The 25,874-nt window shown below is 55.2% G+C and carries 14 protein-coding genes, 2 rRNA genes and 1 pseudogene; 14 read left to right on the top strand and 3 right to left on the bottom strand.

The window, feature by feature from the left end; translation table 11 throughout:
- The first annotated feature begins 134 nt into the window (after positions 1-134).
- The 5 genes from O1723_RS01110 (at position 135) to O1723_RS01130 (ending at position 6,341) form a co-directional block, all read left to right on the top strand.
- Positions 135-3,039 (top strand): 23S ribosomal RNA (locus O1723_RS01110).
- A 65-nt stretch (positions 3,040-3,104) separates the two neighbouring features.
- Positions 3,105-3,220: ribosomal RNA gene (rrf, locus tag O1723_RS01115) — 5S ribosomal RNA — on the top strand.
- 124 nt (positions 3,221-3,344) lie between these two features.
- Positions 3,345-4,373, top strand: a complete 1,029-nt coding sequence (gene murB, locus O1723_RS01120; protein WP_023331542.1) for a UDP-N-acetylmuramate dehydrogenase — start codon at positions 3,345-3,347, stop codon at positions 4,371-4,373.
- Entirely contained in the window at positions 4,370-5,332 is a 963-nt protein-coding gene (gene birA / locus O1723_RS01125) for a bifunctional biotin--[acetyl-CoA-carboxylase] ligase/biotin operon repressor BirA (RefSeq protein ID WP_014885608.1), read from the top strand. Before murB ends, birA begins: the two co-directional genes overlap by 4 nt.
- Before the next feature lie 16 nt (positions 5,333-5,348).
- Entirely contained in the window at positions 5,349-6,341 is a 993-nt protein-coding gene (locus tag O1723_RS01130) for a family 8 glycosyl hydrolase (RefSeq protein WP_032645328.1), read from the top strand.
- A gap of 48 nt (positions 6,342-6,389) precedes the next feature.
- Here the strand turns inward: O1723_RS01130 and bcsG are convergent, their stop codons facing one another.
- Genes bcsG through bcsE form a run of 3 tightly spaced genes read right to left on the bottom strand, consistent with a single transcriptional unit; the run spans position 6,390 to position 9,815 of the window.
- Positions 6,390-8,069: a cellulose biosynthesis protein BcsG gene (gene bcsG / locus O1723_RS01135; protein ID WP_248191319.1), complete on the bottom strand. Its 1,680-nt coding sequence runs from the start codon at positions 8,067-8,069 to the stop codon at positions 6,390-6,392.
- Positions 8,062-8,256, bottom strand: a complete 195-nt coding sequence (gene bcsF / locus O1723_RS01140) for a cellulose biosynthesis protein BcsF (RefSeq protein WP_014885605.1) — start codon at positions 8,254-8,256, stop codon at positions 8,062-8,064. Before bcsF ends, bcsG begins: the two co-directional genes overlap by 8 nt.
- Positions 8,253-9,815, bottom strand: a complete 1,563-nt coding sequence (gene bcsE / locus O1723_RS01145) for a cellulose biosynthesis c-di-GMP-binding protein BcsE (protein WP_023337935.1) — start codon at positions 9,813-9,815, stop codon at positions 8,253-8,255. Before bcsE ends, bcsF begins: the two co-directional genes overlap by 4 nt.
- Positions 9,816-9,989: 174 nt before the next feature.
- Here bcsE and bcsR point away from each other — a divergent pair, with 174 nt between their 5' ends.
- From bcsR to O1723_RS01190, 9 genes and pseudogenes are all read left to right on the top strand, one after another.
- Positions 9,990-10,178: a cellulose biosynthesis protein BcsR gene (gene bcsR / locus O1723_RS01150; protein WP_008503237.1), complete on the top strand. Its 189-nt coding sequence runs from the start codon at positions 9,990-9,992 to the stop codon at positions 10,176-10,178.
- Between the two features lie 11 nt (positions 10,179-10,189).
- A pseudogene (gene bcsQ, locus O1723_RS01155) lies at positions 10,190-10,942 on the top strand (cellulose biosynthesis protein BcsQ).
- Complete coding sequence (gene bcsA, locus O1723_RS01160; RefSeq protein WP_014885602.1) at positions 10,939-13,554, top strand: UDP-forming cellulose synthase catalytic subunit; 2,616 nt, start codon at positions 10,939-10,941, stop codon at positions 13,552-13,554. Before bcsQ ends, bcsA begins: the two are co-directional and overlap by 4 nt.
- A 10-nt stretch (positions 13,555-13,564) precedes the next feature.
- Positions 13,565-15,985 carry a cellulose biosynthesis cyclic di-GMP-binding regulatory protein BcsB gene (gene bcsB / locus O1723_RS01165; protein WP_045135437.1) on the top strand — a complete coding sequence of 807 codons (2,421 nt, stop codon included), beginning with the start codon at positions 13,565-13,567 and terminating at the stop codon, positions 15,983-15,985.
- A gap of 6 nt (positions 15,986-15,991) precedes the next feature.
- Entirely contained in the window at positions 15,992-17,098 is a 1,107-nt protein-coding gene (gene bcsZ, locus O1723_RS01170; protein ID WP_023337932.1) for a cellulose synthase complex periplasmic endoglucanase BcsZ, read from the top strand.
- Positions 17,080-20,562, top strand: coding sequence for a cellulose synthase complex outer membrane protein BcsC (gene bcsC, locus O1723_RS01175; protein WP_248191320.1), 3,483 nt, complete (start codon positions 17,080-17,082; stop codon positions 20,560-20,562). The genes bcsZ and bcsC overlap by 19 nt, the downstream gene beginning before the upstream one ends.
- A 119-nt stretch (positions 20,563-20,681) precedes the next feature.
- On the top strand, positions 20,682-22,688 hold the full coding sequence (gene hmsP / locus O1723_RS01180) for a biofilm formation regulator HmsP (RefSeq protein WP_479983855.1): 2,007 nt from the start codon (positions 20,682-20,684) through the stop codon (positions 22,686-22,688).
- Between the two features lie 159 nt (positions 22,689-22,847).
- On the top strand, positions 22,848-24,134 hold the full coding sequence (locus tag O1723_RS01185; protein ID WP_014885598.1) for a dicarboxylate/amino acid:cation symporter: 1,287 nt from the start codon (positions 22,848-22,850) through the stop codon (positions 24,132-24,134).
- Positions 24,135-24,360: 226 nt separating this feature from the next.
- Positions 24,361-25,848, top strand: a complete 1,488-nt coding sequence (locus O1723_RS01190) for a M16 family metallopeptidase (RefSeq protein WP_248191321.1) — start codon at positions 24,361-24,363, stop codon at positions 25,846-25,848.
- Positions 25,849-25,874: the final 26 nt, after the last annotated feature.

Below are 25,874 nucleotides of genomic sequence, written 5' to 3' on the forward strand. Positions count from 1 at the left end.
TGCACTGCGAAGTTTTGCTCTTTAAAAATCTGGATCAAGCTGAAAATTGAAACGACACACATATTATGTGTGTTCGAGTCTCTCAAATTTTCGCAAACCGATGATGAATCGAAAGAAACATCTTCGGGTTGTGAGGTTAAGCGACTAAGCGTACACGGTGGATGCCCTGGCAGTCAGAGGCGATGAAGGACGTGCTAATCTGCGAAAAGCGCCGGCGAGGTGATATGAACCTTTGACCCGGCGATGTCCGAATGGGGAAACCCAGTGTGTTTCGACACACTATCGTTAACTGAATACATAGGTTAACGAGGCGAACCGGGGGAACTGAAACATCTAAGTACCCCGAGGAAAAGAAATCAACCGAGATTCCCCCAGTAGCGGCGAGCGAACGGGGAGCAGCCCGGAGTCTGAATCAGCTTGTGTGTTAGTGGAACGGTCTGGAAAGTCCGACGGTACAGGGTGATAGTCCCGTACACGAAAATGCACAGGTTGTGAACTCGAAGAGTAGGGCGGGACACGTGGTATCCTGTCTGAATATGGGGGGACCATCCTCCAAGGCTAAATACTCCTGACTGACCGATAGTGAACCAGTACCGTGAGGGAAAGGCGAAAAGAACCCCGGCGAGGGGAGTGAAAAAGAACCTGAAACCGTGTACGTACAAGCAGTGGGAGCCTACTTGTTAGGTGACTGCGTACCTTTTGTATAATGGGTCAGCGACTTATATTCTGTAGCAAGGTTAACCGAATAGGGGAGCCGAAGGGAAACCGAGTCTTAACTGGGCGTTAAGTTGCAGGGTATAGACCCGAAACCCGGTGATCTAGCCATGGGCAGGTTGAAGGTTGGGTAACACTAACTGGAGGACCGAACCGACTAATGTTGAAAAATTAGCGGATGACCTGTGGCTGGGGGTGAAAGGCCAATCAAACCGGGAGATAGCTGGTTCTCCCCGAAAGCTATTTAGGTAGCGCCTCGTGAACTCATCTTCGGGGGTAGAGCACTGTTTCGGCTAGGGGGCCATCCCGGCTTACCAACCCGATGCAAACTACGAATACCGAAGAATGTTATCACGGGAGACACACGGCGGGTGCTAACGTCCGTCGTGAAGAGGGAAACAACCCAGACCGCCAGCTAAGGTCCCAAAGTCATGGTTAAGTGGGAAACGATGTGGGAAGGCACAGACAGCCAGGATGTTGGCTTAGAAGCAGCCATCATTTAAAGAAAGCGTAATAGCTCACTGGTCGAGTCGGCCTGCGCGGAAGATGTAACGGGGCTAAACCATGCACCGAAGCTGCGGCAGCGACACTATGTGTTGTTGGGTAGGGGAGCGTTCTGTAAGCCGTTGAAGGTGGCCTGTGAGGGTTGCTGGAGGTATCAGAAGTGCGAATGCTGACATAAGTAACGATAAAGCGGGTGAAAAGCCCGCTCGCCGGAAGACCAAGGGTTCCTGTCCAACGTTAATCGGGGCAGGGTGAGTCGACCCCTAAGGCGAGGCCGAAAGGCGTAGTCGATGGGAAACAGGTTAATATTCCTGTACTTGGTGTTACTGCGAAGGGGGGACGGAGAAGGCTATGTTAGCCGGGCGACGGTTGTCCCGGTTTAAGCATGTAGGCGGAGGTTCCAGGTAAATCCGGTACCTTTTTAACGCTGAGGTGTGATGACGAGGCACTACGGTGCTGAAGTAACAAATGCCCTGCTTCCAGGAAAAGCCTCTAAGCATCAGGTAACACGAAATCGTACCCCAAACCGACACAGGTGGTCAGGTAGAGAATACCAAGGCGCTTGAGAGAACTCGGGTGAAGGAACTAGGCAAAATGGTGCCGTAACTTCGGGAGAAGGCACGCTGATATGTAGGTGAAGCCCCTGCGGGTGGAGCTGAAATCAGTCGAAGATACCAGCTGGCTGCAACTGTTTATTAAAAACACAGCACTGTGCAAACACGAAAGTGGACGTATACGGTGTGACGCCTGCCCGGTGCCGGAAGGTTAATTGATGGGGTTAGCGGCAACGCGAAGCTCTTGATCGAAGCCCCGGTAAACGGCGGCCGTAACTATAACGGTCCTAAGGTAGCGAAATTCCTTGTCGGGTAAGTTCCGACCTGCACGAATGGCGTAATGATGGCCAGGCTGTCTCCACCCGAGACTCAGTGAAATTGAACTCGCTGTGAAGATGCAGTGTACCCGCGGCAAGACGGAAAGACCCCGTGAACCTTTACTATAGCTTGACACTGAACACTGGTCCTTGATGTGTAGGATAGGTGGGAGGCTTTGAAGCGTGGACGCCAGTCTGCGTGGAGCCGACCTTGAAATACCACCCTTTAATGGCTGGTGTTCTAACGTAGACCCGTAATCCGGGTTGCGGACAGTGTCTGGTGGGTAGTTTGACTGGGGCGGTCTCCTCCCAAAGAGTAACGGAGGAGCACGAAGGTTAGCTAATCCTGGTCGGACATCAGGAGGTTAGTGCAATGGCATAAGCTAGCTTGACTGCGAGAGTGACGGCTCGAGCAGGTGCGAAAGCAGGTCATAGTGATCCGGTGGTTCTGAATGGAAGGGCCATCGCTCAACGGATAAAAGGTACTCCGGGGATAACAGGCTGATACCGCCCAAGAGTTCATATCGACGGCGGTGTTTGGCACCTCGATGTCGGCTCATCACATCCTGGGGCTGAAGTAGGTCCCAAGGGTATGGCTGTTCGCCATTTAAAGTGGTACGCGAGCTGGGTTTAGAACGTCGTGAGACAGTTCGGTCCCTATCTGCCGTGGGCGCTGGAGAATTGAGGGGGGCTGCTCCTAGTACGAGAGGACCGGAGTGGACGCATCACTGGTGTTCGGGTTGTCATGCCAATGGCACTGCCCGGTAGCTAAATGCGGAAGAGATAAGTGCTGAAAGCATCTAAGCACGAAACTTGCCCCGAGATGAGTTCTCCCTGAGACTTTAAGTCTCCTGAAGGAACGTTAAAGACTATGACGTTGATAGGTCGGGTGTGTAAGCGCAGCGATGCGTTGAGCTAACCGATACTAATGAACCGTGAGGCTTAACCTTACAACGCCGAAGCTGTTTTGGCGTGAGAGAGACGATTTTCAGCCTGATACAGATAACAGAATTTGCCTGGCGGCTTTAGCGCGGTGGTCCCACCTGACCCCATGCCGAACTCAGAAGTGAAACGCCGTAGCGCCGATGGTAGTGTGGGGTCTCCCCATGTGAGAGTAGGGAACTGCCAGGCATCAAATAAGTGAAAAGGCCATCCGTAAGGATGGCCTTTTTGCGTTTCTGCGCTATACAAACTAATCCCCCAACGCCCTGCTTATACGGTAAACTACCTGCGTTTTTGCATCAGGATAGCGTCTATGAACCACTCCCTTAAGCCCTGGAATACCTTTGGTATTCAACGCAATGCTAATCACATTGTCCGTGCCGATACTGCACAGCAGTTGCTGAATGCATGGCAAAGCGCAACCGAAAAAAACGAACCCGTACTGATTCTGGGCGAAGGAAGTAATGTCCTGTTTCTCGACGATTTTGCGGGAACAGTGATCGTTAACCGCATCATGGGAATTGATGTGGAAGAGCGCGCCGATAGCTGGCACTTGCACGTGGGGGCCGGAGAAAACTGGCATCACCTGGTGCAATTTACCCTTGAAAAAGGGATGCCAGGCCTGGAAAACCTTGCGCTTATTCCGGGCTGCGCGGGATCATCACCGATTCAAAACATCGGTGCCTATGGCATCGAGCTGAAACATGTCTGTGAATACGTCGACTGCATCGAACTGGCGACTGGAACGGCTAAGCGTTTAACCGCAGAACAGTGCCGTTTTGGCTACCGTGACAGTATCTTCAAACATGAATATCAGGATCGCTACGTGATTGTCGCCGTGGGCCTGCGCCTGTCGAAGAACTGGCAGCCCGTACTGACCTACGGTGATTTAACGCGTCTCGATCCGGCTACCGCCACCCCCCGCGATGTGTTTGACTCGGTTTGTCATATGCGCATGACCAAGCTTCCCGACCCGAAAGTAAATGGAAATGCCGGAAGTTTCTTCAAAAACCCGGTGATCGACAGCGAAAAGGCAAAGGTCTTCCTTGAAGGATGGCCCGCAGCACCACATTACCCTCAGGCAGATGGCAGCGTGAAGCTGGCTGCGGGATGGCTTATCGATCAATGCCAGCTTAAAGGCACTTCAGTCGGAGGCGCTGCCGTTCATCAGCAGCAGGCTCTGGTACTGATCAATCAACATGATGCGAGCAGTGATGACGTGGTCAAACTGGCTCATTATGTTCGTGAACGTGTGGGTGAAAAGTTTAACGTCTGGCTGGAGCCAGAAGTCCGCTTCATTGGCCGCACAGGTGAAGTGAATGCCGTGGAGACCATCGCGTGAAAGACAATACCATCCCGTTAACCCTGATTAGCATCCTCGCGGATGGGGAGTTTCACTCTGGCGAGCAGCTGGGTGAGCAGCTGGGCATGAGCCGTGCAGGCATTAATAAGCATATCCAGACCCTCCGCGACTGGGGTGTCGATGTCTTTACCGTTCCTGGAAAAGGGTACAGCCTGCCGGAACCCATTCAATTGCTGAATGAAGACGTGATTCGTAGCCAGATTGGGCACGGCAATGTTGCGGTGCTGCCGGTGATTGACTCAACGAACCAGTATCTTCTGGAGCGTCTGCCTGAACTGAAATCCGGCGATGCCTGCGTTGCAGAGTATCAGCAGGCCGGGCGTGGTCGCCGAGGGCGAAAATGGTTCTCGCCCTTTGGTGCCAACCTCTACCTGTCCATGTACTGGCGACTCGATCAAGGCCCTGCCGCAGCGATTGGCCTGAGTCTGGTCATCGGGATTGTCATGGCAGAGGTGCTACACGATCTGGGCGCCGATCGGGTGCGTGTTAAATGGCCTAACGATCTTTACCTGAACGATCGTAAACTTGCCGGTATTCTGGTCGAACTGACGGGAAAAACGGGCGATGCGGCGCAAATCGTGATTGGCGCGGGCCTCAATATGGTGATGCGTAACGTACAAAACGATGTGGTCAACCAGGCCTGGACGAATCTCCAGGAGGCGGGGATCGTCATCGATCGTAACATCCTTGCCGTGCGTATGATTAAAGAGTTGCGCAGTTCACTGACGCTTTTTGAACAGGAAGGACTCGCAACGTTCCTGTCTCGTTGGGAAAAACTGGACAACTTTATCAATCGCCCGGTGAAATTACTGATTGGTGATAAAGAGATCTACGGCATTTCCCGCGGGATTGACGCCCAGGGCGCGTTGCTCCTGGAACAGGATGGCGTGATCAAGCCCTGGATGGGCGGTGAGATTTCACTGCGAAGTGCCGAATAACCGAATGGGGTGAATGATGCGAAAACCCGTCTGCGCGACCCTGGCTGTGATGATGAGCTTGCTGTTCTCTCCTCTCTCGCAGGCGGGTCAGGCCTGGGAGAGTTACAAGGCGCGCTTTTTCAAACCGGAAGGCCGCATTGTTGATACCGGCAACGACGACGTTTCGCATACGGAAGGTCAAGGTTTCGCCATGTTAATGGCGGTGGCTAACGACGATAAAGCCACGTTCGATAAGCTCTGGCAATGGACCAACAGGACGCTAAAGAACAACGAAAATGGTCTGTTTTACTGGCGTTATAACCCCGCGGAGTCTAATCCGGTCGCTGATAAAAACAACGCCACAGATGGCGATGTCCTGATTGCATGGGCGTTGTTAAAAGCCGATGCGCGCTGGCATGACAAACGCTACAGCGCCGCATCGGATGCGATTACGAAAGCACTGGTTGACCACAACGTAATCCGCTATGCGGGTTACCGCGTGATGCTGCCCGGCGTACAGGGATTTAAGCTTGAGGGTGAAGTGGTCCTTAATCCTTCCTATTTTGTGTTTCCGGCCTGGCAGGCCTTTGCCGGACGCAGTCATTTGCCGGTCTGGCGTGAATTGATAAAGGACGGGAAACGTCTGCTGGGAAAAATGGGATCGGGTAAAGCGAATCTACCGACAGACTGGGTTTCGCTGGCATCCGCGGGCAAGCTGACGCCGGCCAAAGGCTGGCCACCGCGAATGAGCTACGATGCGATTCGTATTCCGCTGTACATAGCCTGGTCTGATAAACAAAGCCCGCTGCTGACGCCCTGGAAAGCCTGGTTTGGCCAGTTCCCACGGGAACATACACCCGCCTGGGTTAACGTCACGACCAACGAATACGCGCCCTATATGATGGAAGGCGGTCTGCTGGCGGTCAGGGATTTAACGATGGGTCAGCCATCCGGCGAACCGGAAATCACCTCTAACGACGACTACTATTCGGCAAGTCTGAAAATGCTGGTATGGATTTCAGCGCAATAATAACGCACTGACAATCCCCTCTCCCTACAGGGGAGAGGGGTAAATCCTTTATTGCGGATACGGTACCCAATCTCCGCCGTTCAGACGAACGTACGGTTTGTTCTGGTACTGAATCACCACAGCATTCGCGTTTTCGGAGACCTCTGCCGTTTGCGGCAGGTTGCTGGTGAGCTGATTCCAGTTCACGCTATCTTCCACAAACAGCTTCCCGTCCACGGCACGGGCAACCAGTTCTGAAATTGCCAGATAGCTGGTTGGCTGTGTAATCTCAATCGGCGCGCCCTGGTGCGGAGCCTTCATACCAAAGAATTTAATGCCCGCAGGCACGTTGGTAATGGACGGGCTTGGAATATCACGCAGACCTGACACCTGCATTCTGTCGCCTTTCAGCGCGCCACCGTGTTCAGGCACGACAACCACCATCACTTTACGGCCTGATTTTTCCAGCTCAGTGAAGAACGCATCCAGCTCGTCGAAGAATTTCTGCGCACGCACTTTATAATCTGCCGTTTTGCTCACGCCCGGGAAGTGGTTACCATCGTGAAGCGGCAGGGTGTTAAAGAACGTCGCACTGCGCGGGTTGCTGTCTTTTTCGATGGTTTGCAGCCAGCGCTGCAGTACGGCTGTATCGTCGTAAACAGGTGAACCGTCGAAGCCGAGCAGAGTAACGGGAAGCCCGGTTTGATCCATCAGCGGCGCCTGCATGCCACCCTGTTCACGCACCTCTTTCAGGAAGTTACCGAACTGGCCGTTATGTCCCAGCATCAGATGCTGCGTAAAGCCCAGCTTCGCGAGGTTATCGAACAGATAACACTGATTCCCTGCCGGCTGGTACAGGTTTTTATGCGATGTCTGACCGCAGCTTGCACGCAGCAGGCGAATCGCTGCCGGGCCGCTGTATGAGGTGGCAGAGTTGAAATCTTTAAACTGGATATCGAAATGAGACCACAGTGGGTGAGACATTAATCCGGCTGCATCCACATCGGCCCAGGAGAGGGAACAGATGTTAATCACCAGCAGCTCAAACGGTTGAGCATCTGCCGGCAGTGCATCCGGGAATTTCGTCTGTCGTTTATCTTCTGCGGTATAGAAGCTGGAAAGCCACGCATTCAGGTTGGTGGAGGTCGGCGGTGCGGTCTGGGTTGGAATATCACCTACCACAGGCGTATCGTCTGCCGTGGTAACAGTAGCCGCTGCGCTTCCACCCGTGGTGGTCACCGTGGTGGTTGGTTGACCGGCAGGCCACAGGGAGAAGTTCGGTCCTGCCAGCGTCAGCACGTTAAGCCAGATCATAATGGCGACAACAAACACCGTGACGCGGATCCACTGCGACAGGAACAGCCAGGCCACCAGCAGGACAAAGATAGCGCCAATCATCTGCCAGTTAATAAAGCGCTCAACCAGATCAAGCATGTAGTCTGCACTGAAGCCCGCGACCTGTGACCCCTGGCTCATTATGCTGTCCGGACCCGGTAGCCAGGTATCGTGCCAGAACAGCGCAAAGCCGACGGGGATGGCTACCCAGTGACGTAAACGATGCAGCCTGATATTCGGCAACGGCATCAGCAGGAAGGCCATAAAGACCAGGTTAAGCAGGGGATGGAAATTCAGATAGCCTGCCCAGAGCAAACCAAACTTCACCAGAAAGTAAAAGTTCCAGCCGGAAAGGCCGCGCCAGTATTGCCAGAGCGGCGAGGGTGACGAAGCGGTATAGGTAGAATTAGTCATGTTTTCGGTCTGCCTTGACGTGTGATGCCCGTGTCAGTGTTCCGGCTGGTTTTACATAGCGAGGTTTTATAAACATCACTCTGGCCGTATCACGGATACGACGTATGGAATGGCGCGCATAGTAGCCAAGCGGGAAAAAGATCAGCGCACAGAATACGACCAGTTGAATAATATCGCTGATATTCATGATGGTACGTTCTCCCCATTCTCGGTTAATAAGCGATGGGGTTCCGGAACCCGACGCCAGACATGACCGTCATGTCTGGCATTGAGAATCGGTTTTGCATCGCTGGTGATCACCAGCGGTTTAACCCATTGTTCAGGCTGAAGTGCGCGCATCTGCACCAGCTCCGCGCTGATAGCATTATCTTCGAACCAGATCATACGGTTTGAGAAAATATCCCCGGTAGGCAGGGGAAAGATGTGGTTAAGCGCGGTATCAAGATCGTTCACCCGGCAGAAGGACAAAAATAGCACCAGGCGATTGTCGCCAATGGTCATGATGTCCCCTGTACGATTCGGACGACATAAGGTGAGAGCCTGTTCAACGCGGATACCCGGAACAGGACGCAGGGCAACCATCACCCCTTTCCCGTCCGCAGGAAGTAGCGTGTTGCTCATCATATTGCCGACGGCGTCGCAGAAGTTATCCCATTTCTGGTATCCGCGCAGCTTCATCGGCTGCGTCATGGAGAGCAAGGTGGAAATGTCTTCCGGCACATGGCGGCTGAACTGCTGTCCCTGAACGCTTTCGATTAGCGTCAGGCAGCGTGACAGCGGCGCATTCCATGGAACAACCATATTTGCTCCGCAGCCAAGCAGCAGACGCTCATCGGTGGCGCGCAGGCTGGTATTGTTTTCCCGCACCACAATTTTTAATGCGCTGCCGCGCTGGCGACGTAAGGTATGAATTTGTCTCGCCAGCGTCTCAATCTGGTTATTTTGCATCAACGAGAAAACAAGGGTTGCCGCCTGGGTTGTACGAGCTTCATGAAAAAGCGCTTCGTTAGACTCAAACAGCGACCAGTTTTCCGACAGCGCGGGCGCGCCCTCTAAAACCGCAATATGGCTCAGGATGCGTTTTTCATCACTGCGCGGCTGCACAACCGTTTCTTCCTGCTGTGCCAGGTGCCATTTCCCCTCACTCTGTTTCAGGGTCAGCTGTTGCCTGGCGCTCACGCCTTTTTCATTACACCAGAAAGCAATATCGTAGAGATAGCTGCCCACCTGGTCACGCAGACTGGCCAGACCGAACAGGGAGCGATATTCACCCATTAAAAGTGAAAATAACTTGTCATTATTACTGCCGGGATTGACGACCAATAGCGTGCAATTTTGAAATTTTGCCCATTTATTGATTTTTTCCAGCCACGGCAGCAGTTTTTCAGCAGGGATATTTTGCAGGACGTTATTTGCGCATTTAAGAATCACTAAATAGTGATCCGGATCAATGGAGCACTGAACGTCGCGGGACAAAAAGTATAGACTATCCACTTCTGCTGACATGGAAAATAAGCGCACGGTTTGCGGTCCGCCGTCACTTTCCAGCGTGATAATTTTCTTCGGCTCTTCGCCCATGCTAATGACAGCCACGCGGGAATCCTTATCCTGGGCGGCAATTGTCTGGTTTACCAGACTGATGGCATCTTCATTACGGTCGGTATTAATCCACCAGACTCCACCGACTGGCATGTGGCTCAATTCGTCCCATAATGACTGGATGCCAATAGAAAATATGGAGTCCACGGTGTCCCTCTTTTCGTCTAATTTATCTGTATCTCAGTTTACTAGCGAAAGCGTAGAAATAAACCTAACATTGAAATTAAAGAACATCAGATTTAGCATGTAAATGAAATTTGTCAGGGCAGGACGCCCCGCAACTTCTGAGCGTGCGATTTTCCTCAAAGGGATGGCAGAAAAATGGATAATAACGAACCCGGAACCCCAGTCGACTCGACCCTGGGCTATACATTCCAAAACGATTTTCTGGCGCTGACGCAGGCCTTTTCTTTACCTGAAATAGATTACACCGATATTTCCCAGCGGGAACAGTTGGCCGCGGCTATTAAACGCTGGCCATTATTAGCTGAATTCGCCCATCAACAATAAGGGAGCCATTGATGGCCATACTCGGATTACAGGGTGTCCGTGGCGGTGTGGGTACCACATCCGTTACCGCGGCGCTGGCGTGGTCATTACAGCTTTTAGGTGAATCGGTGTTGGTGATTGACGCCTGCGCCGATAATTTGCTGCGTATGTCGTTCAACGTCGACTTCACTCGTGAAGCGGGTTGGGCACGCGCGTTGCTTGATGATAAAGACTGGCGGGATGCAGGGCTGCGCTATACCTCTCAGCTTGATTTACTGCCTTTTGGTCAGCTCACCACCACCGAACGTGAGAATGAAGCCGCTTATCAGCGGTTGTTTTCGCAGTTCACGCTTGCATTGCAAAGTCTGAAAGAAAAAGGCCACTACCAGTGGATCCTGGTGGATCTGCCGCACGGCGCCGGGACGTTAACCCGGCAGCTTATCGCGCAGTGCGATCATGTTCTCTCCATCGTCAACGTGGATGCAAATTGCCATATTCGTCTGCATCAACAGGGGCTGCCGCAAAATGCGCACCTCCTGATTAACGACTTACGCATCGGGAGCCAGATCCAGGACGATCTCTACCAGGTCTGGCTACAGAGTCAGCGTCGCCTGCTACCCATTGTGATTCACCGGGATGAAGGAATGGCAGAATCCCTGGCCTCCAAGTAGCCGCTCGGCGAGTACCGCAGCGATTCCCTGGCGGCAGAAGAGATCCTCACGCTGGCTAACTGGTGTCTGCTGAACTTCGCCAACGCGGCGGAGCCGGCAGGGAGTTCGATATGAGTCGACTCGCCAGTTGGTTCCTTATCCCGCCGGTTAATGCGCGTCTGAGCGAACGCTACCGACATTTTCGTCGGCATGGTGCGTCGGCATTCAGTGCCGCGCTTGGCTGTTTCTGGATGATTATGGCCTGGATGTTCATTCCGCTTGAACATCCGCGCTGGCAGCGCATACGTGCGCACCATAATGAATTATATCCACACATTAACCCTGACCGGCCGCGGCCTTTGGATCCGGCGCGTTATCTCATTCAGGCCGTCTGGCTGGTCGTCACCTCGTCACAGCGAGAACGCCAGACGCCGCACTGGCGCAGTTTCTCCCGCGTTCAACAGCTGCGCGAGCGCTATCACCAGTGGCTGGATAAATTGCCTGACAGCGTGACCGACAAAACCAGCCATCTGGATAATCAAAAAGAGCTCGGGCACCTCCACCCGGGCCTGCGGCGTTTTATCCTCGGCGTGATTGTCGTGTTCTCACTGATTCTGGCGCTGGTCTGTATTACGCAACCCTTCAATCCCCTGGCGCAGTTCACCTTCCTGATCCTGCTGTGGGGCGTGGCGTTGCTGGTGCGTCGTATTCCGGGCCGCTTCTCGGCGCTGATGCTGATTGTGCTGTCGCTGACCGTTTCCTGCCGCTATATCTGGTGGCGTTACACCTCAACGCTGAACTGGGACGACCCGGTGAGTCTGGTCTGCGGTCTGATTCTGCTGTTTGCCGAAACCTATGCCTGGATTGTGCTGGTGTTGGGGTATTTCCAGGTCATCTGGCCGCTCAATCGCCAGCCCGTACCGCTGCCGAAGGACACCACGACGTGGCCGACTGTCGATCTCTTCGTCCCAACCTACAACGAAGACCTGAGCGTGGTGAAAAACACCATTTATGCTGCGCTCGGCATCGACTGGCCGAAAGATAAACTCAAGGTCTGGATCCTGGATGACGGCAACCGCCCAGCGTTCCGCCAGTTCGCGGAAGAGGTCGGCGTCGAATACATCGCCCGTCCGACGCACGAACATGCAAAAGCCGGTAACATCAATAACGCGCTGAAGTATGCCACCGGGGAGTTTGTCTCGATCTTTGACTGCGACCACGTACCTACGCGATCGTTCCTGCAGATGACCATGGGCTGGTTCCTGAAAGAGAAAGAGCTGGCGATGATGCAGACGCCGCACCACTTCTTCTCGCCGGACCCGTTTGAGCGCAACCTTGGCCGTTTCCGTAAGACCCCGAACGAAGGCACGCTGTTCTATGGTCTGGTGCAGGACGGTAACGACATGTGGGACGCCACGTTCTTCTGCGGCTCCTGTGCGGTTATCCGCCGTAAACCGCTGGATGAAATTGGCGGTATTGCCGTCGAAACGGTGACTGAAGATGCGCACACCTCGTTGCGTCTGCACCGTCGGGGTTATACCTCGGCCTATATGCGTATTCCTCAGGCCGCCGGTCTGGCGACGGAATCGCTCTCGGCGCACATTGGTCAGCGTATTCGCTGGGCGCGCGGCATGGTGCAGATTTTCCGTCTCGATAATCCACTGATAGGGAAAGGGCTCAAGCTGGCGCAGCGTCTCTGCTACGTCAACGCGATGTTCCACTTCTTATCCGGCATCCCGCGGCTGATCTTCCTGACCGCGCCGCTGGCGTTCCTGCTCCTTCACGCCTATATCATCTACGCCCCGGCGCTGATGATTGCGCTGTTTGTTCTGCCGCACATGATCCACGCGAGCCTGACGAACTCGAAGATTCAGGGTAAATATCGCCATTCCTTCTGGAGTGAAATCTACGAAACGGTGCTGGCCTGGTACATTGCGCCGCCAACGATGGTGGCGCTGATCAACCCGCATAAAGGGAAATTCAACGTCACCGCGAAGGGGGGGCTGGTGGAAGAGGAGTACGTCGACTGGGTGATCTCTCGTCCGTATATCTTCCTGGTGTTGCTGAACATCGTTGGCGTCATCGCCGGTATCTGGCGTTACTTCTACGGCCCGGAAAACGAAATCCTGACCGTCTTTGTGAGTATGGCCTGGGTCTTCTACAACCTGATTATTCTTGGCGGCGCGGTGGCGGTGTCGGTGGAGAGTAAACAGGTTCGTCGCGCGCATCGCGTTGAAATCTGCATGCCCGCGGCGATTGCCCGTGAAGATGGTCACCTCTTCTCCTGTACCGTGCACGACTTCTCTGACGGTGGTCTGGGGATCAAAATCAACGGCCAGGCGAAAGTGCTGGAAGGGCAAAAAGTTAACCTGCTGCTTAAGCGCGGACAGCAGGAGTATGTCTTCCCGACGCAGGTAGCGCGTGTGGCGGGCAATGAAGTCGGTCTGCAACTGATGCCGTTGACCAAAAAGCAACACATTGATTTTGTGCAGTGTACGTTTGCCCGTGCGGATACATGGGCTCTCTGGCAGGACAGCTTCCCGGAAGATAAACCTCTGGAAAGCCTGCTGGATATTCTGAAGCTGGGGTTCCGTGGCTATCGTCACCTTGCAGAATTTGCCCCGTCGTCGGTGAAATTAATTTTCCGGTCACTTACTTCGCTGGTTTCCTGGGTCGTATCGTTCATTCCTCGTCGTCCTGAGCGGGATGAGGCGAAGCAGGCGGACCCGGTTATGGCTCAACAATGATGATAACGCGATGAAAACAAAACTTTCCTGGTTATGTGCAGTGGCAATGGGGATGAGTGCGCTCCCCGCAACAATGGCTAACGCAGAGCCTGATAACGCAGCGGCAACGCCTGCGCCTACAGTGCCTGTGGTCGCGCAGGCAACCGATCCGGTTATTACTGCCGCGCCCGGTCAAACAGAAAATGTCATTCCGAACCAGCCAACGGAGGGGAACACTCTACCCGCCGAGAACCCGGTTATCGGACAGGTGATGCCGGGTGTTCGGGGGGCGAATGCGCCCGTTGTCGCGGAAAATGCCCCGTCACGCGACGTCAAGCTGACCTTCGCGCAAATCGCGCCGCCGCCAGGCAGCATGGTGTTGCGCGGCATCAACCCTAATGGCGGCATTGAATTTGGCATGCGCAGCGATGAAGTCGTCTCGAATGCCGTGCTGAACCTTGAATATACCCCGTCGCCGTCCCTGCTGCCGACCCAGTCTCAGTTGAAGGTTTACCTGAACGATGAGCTGATGGACGTACTGCCGGTTACCAAAGAACAACTGGGTAAGAAAACGCAGGCGCAGGTGCCGATTAACCCGCTGTTCATTACCGACTTTAACCGCATTCGTCTGGAGTTTGTGGGTCACTACCGCGATGTCTGTGAAAACCCGGCCAGCAACACGCTGTGGATGGACATCGGGCGTAACTCCTCGCTGCAGATGACCTATCAGTCCCTGGCGCTGAAGAACGATCTCTCCGCCTTCCCGGTGCCGTTCTTCGATCCTCGTGATAACCGTCCGCTCACGCTGCCGATGGTGTTTGCGTCGTCCCCGGACGTAACCGAGCAGCTGGCGGCCACCATTGTGGCTTCCTGGTTTGGTTCGCGTTCCGGCTGGCGCGGTCAGAATTTCCCGGTGATGTATGACAAAATGCCGGACAGAAACGCGATTGTATTTGCCACTAACGCGAAACGTCCTGCCTTCCTGCGCGATCATCCTGAAGTCAAAGCGCCAACCATTGAGATGGTCAGCCACCCGGATAACCCGTACGTGAAGCTGCTGGTGGTCTTTGGTCGTGACGATAAAGATCTGGTCCAGGCGGCAAAAGCGATTGCCCAGGGCAACGTTCTTTTCCGCGGCAACAGCGTCGTGGTGGACGAGGTCAAGCCGCTGCTGGCGCGTAAACCTTATGATGCGCCAAACTGGGTGCGTACCGACCGTGTCGTGACGTTTGGTGAGCTGAAAACCTATGAAGAGCAGCTGCAGGCGTCCGGGCTTGAACCCTCGCCAATTAGCCTGTCACTGAACCTGCCGCCGGATCTGTACCTGCTGCGTACCAACGGCATCGATATCAATCTTAACTACCGTTACACCGCGCCGGCGACGAAAGACAGCTCGCGCATGGATATCAGCCTGAATAACCAGTTCCTGCAATCGTTCAGCCTGCAAAGTACCCAGGACACTAACCGACTGATGCTTCGCCTGCCGGTGCTGCAGGGGCTGCTGGACGGTAAAACGGATGTCTCCATTCCGGCACTGAAGCTTGGGGCAATCAACCAGCTGCGTTTTGACTTCCAGTACATGAACCCGATGCCTGGCGGTTCGGTGGATAACTGCATCACCTTCCAGCAGGTTCAGAACCACGTTGTCATCGGCGATGAGTCGACCATCGACTTCTCGAAGTACTATCACTTCCTGGCGATGCCGGATCTGCGCGCCTTTGCTAACGCGGGCTTCCCGTTCAGCCGCATGGCCGATCTCTCTGAGTCCATCGTTGTGATGCCAAAAGCGCCAAACGAAGGTCAGGTGACAACCCTGCTTGATACCATAGCAACCGTTGGGGCCCAGACGGGATTGCCGGCAATTAACGTCACGTTGACGGACGATGGCAGCCAGATCCAGAACAAAGACGCTGACATCATGGTCATCGGTACGATTCCGGATAAGCTGAAGGATGATAAGCGTATCGATCTGCTGGTGAAAGCCACGGAGTCCTGGGTTAACACCCCGCTGCGCCAGACCGATTTCCCGAGCATCATGCCGGATGCGAACGATCGCCAGGCCAGCGCGCAGACGGCCGTCACCTCTCAGGGGGCGATGGCTGCGGTAGTGGGCTTCCAGTCACCTTATAACGATCAGCGTAGCGTGGTGGCGCTTCTGGCGGACAGCCCGCGTGGCTATGAACTGCTGAATACGGCGATGAACGACAGTGGTAAACGTGCCGCGATGTTTGGCTCTGTGTCGGTGATCCGTGAGTCTGGCGTCAACAGCCTGCGCGTGGGTGATGTGTACTACGTCGGCCATCTGCCGTGGTTCGAACGCCTGTGGTATGCGCTGTCTAACCATCCGGTTCTGCTCGCCATCCTGGCCGCGGTCAGCGTGGTCTTGCTGGCATGGGTGCTGTGGCGTCTGCTGCGTATCATCAGCCGTCGTCGCCTCAACCCGGATGAGTAAGATGTGATGAAAGCCTTTCGCTGGTGTGCAGTAGCAGCGTTGATGCTGGCGGCGCTTCCTCTTCGCGCCGCCTGTACCTGGCCTGCCTGGGAGCAGTTCAAAAAGGATTACATCAGCGAGGGCGGGCGCGTCATTGATCCCAGTGACACGCGCAAAATTACGACGTCGGAAGGGCAAAGCTATGCGTTGTTCTTTGCCCTGGCCGCCAACGATCGCCGCGCGTTTGAGCAAATACTGACATGGACGCGCGATAACCTTGCCGGCGGCAATCTCAACGACCATCTCCCTGCCTGGCTCTGGGGGCAGAAAGACAAAGAAAACTGGGCGGTGATTGATACCAACTCCGCCTCAGATGCCGATGTCTGGATCGCCTGGTCACTGCTTGAAGCGGGCCGGTTATGGAAACATCCGGACTACACCCGCACGGGTAAGGCGCTGTTGAAACGCATTGCCGGTGAGGAACTGGTGAAAGTACCAGGGCTCGGCGCCATGCTGCTTCCGGGTAAAGTCGGTTTTGCTGATGAAAACGCCTGGCGCTTTAACCCCAGCTATCTTCCTCCGCAGTTAGCAAGCTATTTCACCCGCTTTGGTGCCCCGTGGACCACGCTTCGTGAAACGAACCTGCGACTGCTGCTGGAAAGCGCGCCAAAGGGGTTCTCGCCGGACTGGGTGCAGTATCAGAAAAACAGAGGCTGGCAGTTAAAGCAGGATAAAGCGCTGGTAGGGGGCTATGACGCCATTCGTGTCTATCTTTGGGTGGGCATGATGAGTGATAAAGACCCTCAGAAAGCCCGGTTGCTGACGCGCTTCCAGCCGATGGCGGCAAAAACAATGAAACAGGGCGTGCCGCCGGAAAAAGTGGACGTGGCGACGGGTAAACGCACCGGCAATGGTCCGGTCGGGTTCTCTGCCGCCATGCTGCCGTTTTTACAACAGCGCGATGCTCAGGCGGTTCAGCGCCAGCGCGTTGCAGACCATTTTCCCGATAACAACGCCTATTACAGCTATGTACTGACTCTCTTTGGTCAGGGATGGGATCAGCATCGTTTTCGCTTCACCGCTAAAGGTGACTTAATACCGGATTGGGGCCAGGAATGCGCAAGTTCACAGTAAATTTACTCACTTTATCGCTTGGGCTGGCACTGATGCCGCTGGCGCAGGCCGTTAACTCTCCGCAGCAGAAACAGCTGCTGGAGCAGGTTCGGCTGGGCGAGTCGACACAGCGTGAGGATTTGGTTCGTCAGTCGCTCTATCGTCTTGAACTGATTGATCCGAACAACCCTGATGTTATCGCCGCCCGTTTTCGTTACCTGCTGCGCCAGGGCGATACCGGCGGTGCGCAAAAAGAGCTGGATCGCCTGAAAGGGATCGCTCCGGGCTCCAGCGCGTATCAGTCCTCACGCAATACGATGCTGCTTTCCACCCCGGATTGCCGACAGCAGTTACAGCAGGCGCGCTTGCTCGCCACGACAGGGCACACTCAGGAGGCGATTGCCGCCTATGACAAGCTCTTTGACGGCAACCCGCCGGGTGGCGACGTGGCGACGGAATACTGGAATGTGGTGGCGAAAGATCCTGCCCGCCGCAATGCGGCCATTAACCAGCTGAAAAAAATTAACAGCAGCAGCCCCGGTAATACGCAGCTGCAGACGACGCTTTCCCTGCTCCTGTTCCAGAGCGGGCGCCGCGATGAGGGCTTTGCGGTCCTGCGGGAGATGGCTAAATCGACCGGCGGCCGCAGCCAGGCGTCTGACATGTGGTATGAGCAGATCAAAGACCAACCTGCCAGCAGCGCCAGCGTCAGCGCGTTGCAAGAATACCTGAGCGTTTTCAGCGACGGCGATAGCGTCGCGGCGGCGCGTGCCCAGCTTGAAGCGCAGCAAAAACAGCTCGCAGACCCGGCCTTCCGGGCGAAAGCGGAAGGTCTGGCGGCAGTGGATGCCGGGCAGGGGAGTAAGGCGGTTGCGGAGCTGCAAAAAGCCGTCAGCGCCAACCATGCTGACAGTGAAGCGGTGGGTGCTTTGGGACAGGCTTATTCCCAGAAAGGCGATCGTGCCCGCGCGGTGGCGCAGTTCGAAAAGGCCATAGCCCTCGACCCGCAGAGTGATAACCGGGGTAAATGGGACAGTTTGCTGAAGGTCAACCGCTACTGGCTGCTGATCCAGCAGGGCGATGCGGCGCTCAAGGCGAATAACCCGTCACAGGCGGAACGTTACTATCAGCAGGCACGTAACATCGACAATACCGACAGTTACGCGGTGCTGGGCCTGGGTGATGCCGCGGCGGCACGTAAAGATAACGATGCGGCGGAGCGTTATTATCGTCAGGCGTTGCGTATGGACAGCGGTAACAGCAATGCGGTTCGCGGTCTGGCCAATATTTACCGCGCACAGTCACCGGAGAAAGCCTCGCAGTTTATCCAGTCGCTTTCTGCCAGCCAGCGCCGGAGCATTGATGATATTGAACGTAGCCTGACTAACGAGCAACTGTCTGCCCAGGCCGAACAGCTGGAGAATCAGGGGAAATACGCCCAGGCAGCAGAAATACAGCGCCGCCGTCTGGCGCTCTCGCCAGGCGACGTCTGGATAACGTATCGTCTCTCGCGCGATCTCTACAGCGCGGGCCAGCGCAGCCAGGCGGACACCCTGATGCGCCAGCTTGCCAGCCAGAAACCGTCTGACCCGGATCAGGTGTATGCCAACGGGCTCTATCTCTCCGGGAACAATCAGGATCGGGCCGCGCTGGCGCATCTGGATACGCTGCCGCGTAGCCAGTGGAATGGCAACATTCAGGAACTGGCCGACCGTCTGCAAAGTAACCAGGTGCTGGAAACCGCCAACCGCCTGCGCGACAGCGGTAAAGAGCAGGAGGCGGAAAACCTTCTGCGTCAGCAGCCGACCTCTACCCGTATCGACTTAACGCTGGCCGACTGGGCGCAGCAGCGTGGCGATTTGGAATCGGCGAAAACGACGTACAACGCCGTCCTGCAGCGTGAGCCGCAGAACGAGGACGCGATCCTCGGTCTGACCGAGATTTATAGCGCGCAAGGTAACAAGGACGCTGCGCGTGCCGAGCTGGCGAAACTGCCTGCCGCGCAAAATGGCGAACCGTTATCCCTCAATATGCAGCGCCGGATCGCGATGGCGCAGGCGGGGCTGGGCGATTCCGCCGCCGCAGAGCAGACCTTCAACAACATCATTCCGCAGGCCAAATCGCAGCCTGCCTCAATGGAAAATGCGCTGGTGTTACGTGATGCCGCGCGCTTCCAGGCGCAGAACGGTCAGCCTCAGCAAGCGCTGGAGACGTATAAAGACGCGATGGTGTCATCAGGCATCACGACGACCCGTCCGGTGGACAACGACAGTTTCACCCGTCTGACGCGTAACGATGAAAAAGATGACTGGCTGAAGCGCGGCGTACGGAGTGACGCCGGTGATTTGTACCGTCAGCAGGATGTTAACGTCACGCTGCAGCACGATTACTGGGGCTCCAGCGGCACGGGCGGCTATTCCGACCTGAAAGCGCACACCACCATGCTGCAGGTGGATGCTCCGCTGTCTGACGGGCGCATGTTCTTCAGAAGCGATCTGGTCAACATGGACGCCGGTTCATTTGATAACAATAATGGGACCTACGATCCTAAATGGGGGACCTGCTACGAAACGCCGTGTAGCGGCAACACCCATCAGTCCGACAATGGCGCCAGCGTCGCCGTCGGCTGGCAGAATAAAACCTGGTCGATGGATATTGGTACCACCCCAATGGGCTTTGACGTCGTCGACGTGGTGGGCGGCCTGAGCTACAGCAGCGATCTGGGCCCCATCGGTTATACCGTCAACGCCCATCGTCGGCCAATCTCCAGTTCACTGCTGGCCTTCGCCGGGCAGAAAGATACCAATACCGGCACCACCTGGGGCGGCGTACGTGCGACCGGGGGTGGCGTAAGCATCAGCTATGACAAAGGTGAGGCGAACGGCGTCTGGTCAAGCCTGAACGCAGAAACGCTGACGGGTAAAAATGTGGAAGATAACTGGCGCGTCCGCTGGATGACGGGTTACTACTACAAGCTCATTAATAAAAACAACGAGCGCCTGACGGTCGGCGTCTCCAATATGCTCTGGCATTACGACAAAGACCTGAGCGGATATACCCTGGGTCAGGGCGGCTATTACAGCCCGCAGGAGTATGTCTCCTTCGCACTGCCGGTGACCTGGCGTAAACGCACGGAAAACTGGTCCTGGGAGCTGGGCGGCTCTGTCTCCTGGTCACACTCCAAAACCAAAGATGAACTGCGCTACCCAATTCAGAGTCTGATCCCGACCGATGAACCCGGCCGCTATACTGACCGGGGGGCGATGGAAACCGGCAGCAGCAGCTCCGGCACGGGTTATACCGCACGGGCGATTATCGAACGCCGGGTTACGTCCAACTGGTTTGTGGGCATGGGCGTGGATATTCAGGAAGCGAAAGACTATACCCCAAGCCATGCGCTGATTTATGTGCGTTACTCTGCCGCAGGCTGGCAGGGCGATATGGACTTACCGCCGCAGCCGCTCATTCCTTACGCGGACTGGTAATCGGATTTTCCTTAATCCATTTGTAAGTCTCTCTTAATAGCACAGCAATCGGGTATACTCAGGCGCGCCAGGTTTACACCCTGGCGCGCCCTGCGCTTCGAGTTTTGTGGAGAGTCATTTTGCGTGTCAGCCGTTCCTTAACGATCAAACAGATGGCGATGGTGTCTGCCGTCACGATGCTGTTTGTCCTGCTTTTCTGCGTCATTTTGCTGTTTCATTCCGTGCAGCAGAATCGCTATAACACGGCTTCGCAGTTAGAAAGTATCGCCCGCTCGGTGCGCGGCCCACTCTCCACCTCGATCCTGAAAGGGGATATTCCCGAAGCGGAAACCATTTTAAAACGCATTCAGCCTGCTGGCATCGTGAGCCGCGCGGATGTCGTCTTGCCCAACCAGTTCCAGGCGCTGCGGATGAGCTTTATCCCGGAACGCCCCGTCCCGATGATGGTCATGCGCCTGTTTGAACTGCCGGTGCAAATTTCTCTGCCTCTCTATTCGCTGGAACGTCCTGCCAATCCTCAGCCGCTGGCCTACCTGGTCCTGCAGGCAGACTCGTATCGCATGTATAAGTTCGTCATGAGTTGGGTGGTTACGTTAGTGACCACTTGCTTACTTATGACCCTGATTCTCAGCGTGGCGTTAACCTGGTGTATTAACCGGTTGATTGTGCATCCGTTGCGCCGTATCGCCCGCGAGCTGAATGCGCTTGCGCCGCAGGATCAGATGGGCCACCAGCTTGAACTGCCGCGCCTTCATCATGACGATGAGATCGGGATGCTGGTACGCAGCTATAACCTCAACCAGCAGCGCATCCAGCGTCAGCAGGATGAGTTAAATAACAGCGCCACGCGATTCCCGGTGTCAGAACTTCCTAATAAGGCGTTTCTGATGGCGATGCTGGAGCAGACGGTTGCGCGCCAGCAAACCACGGCGCTGATGGTGATCGCCTGTGAAACCCTGCAGGATACGGCGGGCGTGCTCAAGGAGAGCCAGCGTGAAATGCTGCTGCTGACGCTGGTGGAAAAGGTGAAATCTGTCCTGGCCCCGCGCATGGTGCTGACGCAGGTCAGCGGTTACGACCTGGTGGTGATAGCCAACGGCGTGAAAGAGCCGTGGCATGCCATCACATTAGGTCAGCAAGTGCTCACTGTTATTAACGAGCGGCTGCCTGTTCAGGGGATCCAGCTGCGTCCAAGCGCCAGTATCGGTATCGCCATGTACTACGGTGATTTAACGGCGGAGCAGCTGTATCGCCGCGCGTTCTCGGCGGCGTTTACCGCCCGGCGCAAAGGCAAAAATCAGATCCAGTTCTTCGACCCGGAACAGATGGAAAAGGCGCAGCAGCGCCTGACGGAAGAGAGCGACATCCTGACCGCGCTGGATAACCGTCAGTTTGCTCTCTGGCTACAGCCGCAGGTGAATTTACAGACGGGTGAAGTAAAAAGCGCCGAGGCGCTGCTCCGTGTACAGCAGCCGGACGGCTCATGGGAGCTGCCGGAGGGGCTGATTGAACGCATTGAATCCTGTGGCCTGATGGTCACCGTCGGTTATTGGGTGCTGGAGGAGTCCTGCCGCCAGCTTGCCGCCTGGCAGGAGCGCGGCGTGACGCTGCCGCTGTCGGTCAATTTGTCTGCATTGCAGCTCATGCATCCGACGATGGTTTCCGAAATGCTGGAGCTGATCAATCGCTACCGGATCAAGCCTGATACGCTGACGCTGGAAGTGACGGAGAGCCGACGCATTGACGATCCTAACGAAGCCGTTGCCATTCTGAAGCCGCTGCGCAATGCCGGCATTCGCATCGCGCTGGACGATTTTGGTATGGGCTACGCCGGGCTGCGTCAGCTTCAGCATATGAAAACCCTGCCGGTGGATGTGCTGAAAATCGACAAAGCGTTTGTCGAAGGGTTGCCAGAGGACAGCAGCATGGTGCAGGCCATTATTCAGATGGCGCGCAGTCTCAATCTGCATCTGATTGCCGAGGGGATTGAAACCGACGCGCAGCGCATCTGGCTGGCAGAGGCGGGCGTAGAGAGCGGTCAGGGCTTCCTTTTTGCCGCTGCTGTTCCTGCGGATGTCTTTGAACAACGCTACCTTCCCGGTGCTGACAATCACGCAAAAGTGTAATTTTGTTGCTGGCTTGTGCGAGCCAGCTCAAAGTTCTTAACATTTGTGTTTCAAATTTGAACTGAGTTTATTTCTGTCCTGTTATACGGGTGTTATTTTAGAGCCGCAGGTTAACCATAACCTTACAAAACCTGTGGTTTTTCTTCCCAAGGACACCTTATGAAAACCTCACTCTTCAAAAGTCTCTATTTCCAGGTCCTGACAGCCATCGCCATCGGTATTTTGCTGGGGCATTACTACCCTGAGCTGGGCGCGCAAATGAAACCGCTTGGCGACGCGTTCGTGAAGCTCATCAAAATGGTCATCGCCCCGGTAATCTTCTGTACGGTTGTCACGGGCATCGCTGGCATGGAAAGCATGAAAGCGGTAGGCCGTACCGGTGCTGTGGCGCTGCTCTATTTCGAAGTGGTCAGTACCCTTGCGCTGATTATTGGTCTGATTATCGTTAACGTGGTCCAGCCTGGTGCGGGCATGAACGTTGACCCCTCAACGCTCGATGCCAAAGCGGTCGCGGTCTATGCCGAGCAGGCGAAGGATCAGGGCGTGGTGGCCTTCCTGCTGGACGTGATACCCGGCAGCGTCATTGGCGCGTTTGCCAGCGGAAACATTCTGCAGGTACTGCTGTTTGCCGTCATGTTTGGCTTTGCCCTGCACCGTCTGGGCAGCAAAGGCCAGCTTATCTTTAACGTGATTGAGAGCTTCTCACAGGTCATCTTTGGCATCATCAATATGATCATGCGCCTGGCGCCAATCGGTGCCTTCGGTGCGATGGCCTTCACCATCGGTAAGTATGGCGTCGGTACGCTGGTGCAGCTGGGCCAGCTGATTATCTGCTTCTATATCACCTGTATTCTTTTCGTGGTGGTGGTGCTGGGCTCCATTGCCCGTGCGACAGGTTTCAACATCTTCAAATTTATCCGTTACATTCGTGAAGAGCTGCTGATTGTGCTGGGGACCTCTTCTTCAGAATCGGCGTTGCCGCGTATGCTCGACAAGATGGAAAAACTCGGGTGCCGTAAGTCGGTGGTCGGGCTGGTGATCCCGACGGGCTACTCCTTCAACCTTGATGGTACGTCGATATACCTGACGATGGCGGCGGTGTTCATCGCTCAGGCGACCAACAGCCATATGGATATTTTCCATCAGATCACCCTGTTGGTGGTGCTCCTGCTCTCCTCGAAAGGCGCGGCAGGCGTAACGGGCAGTGGCTTTATCGTGCTGGCGGCTACCATTTCTGCGGTGGGGCATCTGCCGGTGGCGGGGCTGGCGCTGATTCTCGGTATTGACCGCTTTATGTCCGAGGCGCGCGCATTAACCAACCTGGTAGGTAACGGTGTGGCGACGGTCGTTGTCGCGAAATGGGTGAAAGAGCTGGATCACAAAAAACTCGACGATACGCTGAATAATCGCGTGTCTGATAGCAAAACTCCTGGTTTAACCTCCTAATCTTGTTACAAATGCCCGCATTCCCTTGTCGGGATGCGGGCTCCTGCGCATAATAACCCTTCATACCTGTCATAATTCGACAAGATTTTTTTTGGGTATATTTCACTTCGGACCGTGACGTTTTGCCGAACGCGCGGTCTAATCGACGTGTTTTCATCGTCATCTTTTAGAGTGCAGCGCGTCGCGAGACACTCTTTTTAACCAGGAATGTTGATCAGGGGTTCACATGCAGGGCACAAAAATTCGACTCTTAACCGGCGGTTTGCTGATGATGGCAGCAGCCAGTTATGTGCAGGCAGATGCGCTCCAGCCAGACCCGGCCTGGCAACAAGCCACGTTAGCGAACGGTTTCCAGTGGCAGGTTTTATCCACCCCGCAACGTCCGAGCGATCGTGTTGAAATCCGTCTGTCCGTTAATACCGGCTCCCTTACGGAAAGTACTCAGCAAACCGGTTTTAGCCATTTTATTCCCCGTCTGGCGCTCACTCAGAGCGGCAGCCTGCAAGCGGTTCAGGTGCGTTCGCTGTGGCAACAAGCCATCGATCCAAAACGCCCGCTGCCTCCGGCTGTGGTCTCCTATGACTACACCATGTTTAACCTGAGCCTGCCAAATAACCGTAACGATCTGCTCAAAGAAGCGCTGACCTATCTCGCTGATGCCTCAGGCAACCTGGCGATTACGCCGGATACCGTTAACTATGCGCTGAGCAACAGCGACATGGTGGCGACCTGGCCTGCGGATACCAAAGAGGGCTGGTGGCGCTACCGTCTGAAAGGTTCAACGTTGCTGGGTCACGATCCGGCGGAGCCGCTGAAGCAGCCGGTCGATGCCGAACAGGTGAAATCGTTCTACCAGAAATGGTACACCCCGGACGCCATGACGCTGATTGTGGTTGGCAATGTCGATAGCCGCGCGGTGGTTGAACAGATCAACAAAGCGTTTGGCGATTTGAAAGGCAAGCGTGAAACGCCTGCCCCGGTTCCGACACTCTCTCCGCTGCGCGCCGAACCTGTCAGCATTATGACGGACACCGTGCGTCAGGACCGACTCTCCATGATGTGGGATAACGCCTGGCAGCCTATCCGCGAATCCGCCGCGCTGCTGCGCTACTGGCGTGCCGACCTGGCGCGTGAAGCGTTGTTCTGGCACGTCCAGCAGACGCTCAGTAAGAATAACGTGAAGAATATTGGTCTTGGCTTTGACTGTCGCGTGCTTTTCCAGCGTGCGCAATGTGCCATTAACGTTGAATCGCCGGGCGATAAGCTGAATGCGAATCTGGGTGTGGTCGCCAAAGAGCTGGCAAAAGTGCGTAAAGAGGGCCTCTCTGAAGAGGAGTTCAATGCGCTGGTGGCCCAGAAAAAACTGGAGCTGCAGAAGCTGTTTGCGACCTACGCGCGTGCCGATACCGATATTCTGATCAGCCAGCGCATCCGCTCCCTGCAGAATCAGGTTGTCGACATTGCGCCTGAACAGTACCAGAAGCTTCGTCAGGATTTCCTGAACGGTTTGACCGTGGATATGTTAAATCAGGATTTACGTCAGCAGCTGTCGCAGGATATGGCATTGATCCTTATGCAGCCGAAAGGCGAGCCGGAATATGACATGAAGGAACTTCAGAAGACCTGGGATTCTATTATGGTTACCGCGCCGCAGCCGGCGACCGCAGCGGATGATTTACACCCGGACGCGACGGATATTCCTCAGGGACAGTAATGCGTAGACATGCCCTCTCCCTGTGG

The organism is Enterobacter cloacae complex sp. HYC080_NIDB, assembly GCF_056673325.1.